The organism is Pedobacter sp. 01T416_2, assembly GCF_056398925.1.
In genome coordinates, this window is sequence record NZ_JBFTQI010000992.1 from 1 (window position 1) to 1,842 (window position 1,842).

A 1,842-nucleotide genomic window follows, 5' to 3' on the forward strand; every position below is an offset into this window, starting at 1 on the left:
GCAATAAACTATTAATTAGCCTGGCGGTGCTATTAATTGTTATACCGATTTTAGTGGTAGGCATAAATATCAAGGTAAATTATAAAGAAAAAGGTCCTGAAGACACCTATTTAGGAACACAAAACATCAACAATGAGTCTTTTGAACAAAAATCAAAAGAAAGGGTTAGCATTTCATTGCAATCGCCTTTCAATGCAGTTCAGATTAAAGATGCAAAGGGTTTTAGTGTACAACTTTTTGTAAAAGAAGATAATAAGTATGGCCTTAAGATTCCCGAAAAGTTTAAAAATGATTTAAAGTATGAGGTAGATGCAAACGGCGTACTTCAACTATCGAYTAAAAATTTTAGTGAGGATAATGGCATTGAAAAAATTGTTATCGTTATTTATTGTCCAAAAATTAACAAAGCTTCAGTTGCTAACGCAGATCTCCTGGAATTTAGTGCCCATTCAGATTCCTTACTGTTGGATATTGATAATGGAGGAAGTTTATTCTTATCGGGAGACATTACAACCAACGATGAGAAAGGAAAAATAACAAGTGTTATCAACCCAACCAAAATCGGAAAACTTTACCTCAATCTAAACAAAACTAAGTTTAGTGGTTTTACCAACGCTTTTAAAGATTTATATATTACGGCAAATAAATCAGAAATTGAAATCGGAAACACGGATGACAATAGCAAAAAACCTTTCCCTTTTGATAATCTGAGTATCAAAACAACAGATACATCGAGTGTAAAACTGCAAAACGTTAAAGTGAAAACCTTTGCAGGTGATTTTTCAGATGCAACAACATTACAGATCCCTACACCTTTGCTTAAGCAGCTATTTAAGAAATAATTTTAATGAGGCTGTACCATAAGGTTAAATTCAAGCCCCGTCACGTTGAGCTTGTCGAAACGCTTTATCAAAAGCACTTAAACAGTTCCTTCGACAAGCTCAGGATGACAACTCTATATTTATGATACACTCATTTTTTACGATTTAATGTATTTACAAATACCTTTTATTCCTCTTATGTAAAAAGGGCATGATTTTTAAGCTAACTAATTGGCAAAAGTTTAACTTGGGCCAATTAGCTTTTTAGTTTTTACATCATTACCCATTATGAAGAGATATTTTCTTTTATTTGCCCTCAGCCTGTTCGTTTTTAGCCATGTACGTGCACAAAAAATAGATACCCTATCTATCACCCTTGATAACGTTAAATACCCATATCCAGTTAAATATTTCCCTATCAATACCGAAGGGCAAGATATTAAAATGGCCTATATGGATGTTGCACCAACCGCAGCAGCCAATGGAAAAACAGCCATCTTATTCCATGGAAAAAATTTTGGAGGTTATTACTGGGGCAATGTAATTAAAGCATTAACCAACATCGGTTACCGGGTTATTGTACCTGATCAAATTGGTTTTGGCAAATCATCTAAGGCATTTATCCATTACAGTTTCCACCAAATGGCTACCTGGAATAAAAGGCTTCTAGATACCTTGGGCGTTCAAAAAACCGTAGTTTTAGGTCATAGTATGGGTGGTATGCTGGCTACACGCTTTGCTTTGATGTACCCGGAAACAACTGAAAAACTCTTGCTCGAAAATCCAATCGGGCTAGAAGATTATAAAACTTTCATTCCTTACATCACCACTGCACAACAGTACCAAACGGAACTTAAAACCACGCCTGAAAGCGTRCGAAGGTATTACCAAGGCTCTTATTTTACGTATTGGAAACCCGAATACGAATACCTGGTGAGCATTGCGGGAGGGGTAACCAATAGTTCCGACTACCCGCGCTGGGCTAAAGTTGCTGCACTAACTTACACCATGATTTATGAAC

2 protein-coding genes are annotated in these 1,842 nt (G+C 35.9%); both read left to right on the forward strand.

Annotation, left to right across the window (positions count from 1 at the left end):
* The coding region (locus tag AC1DPQ_RS26625) for a hypothetical protein (protein WP_477611415.1) at window positions 1-842 on the forward strand (842 nt) is incomplete at its 5' end.
* A 267-nt stretch (window positions 843-1,109) separates the two neighbouring features.
* A partial coding sequence (locus tag AC1DPQ_RS26630) for an alpha/beta fold hydrolase (RefSeq protein WP_477611416.1) occupies window positions 1,110-1,842 on the forward strand: 733 nt, incomplete at its 3' end.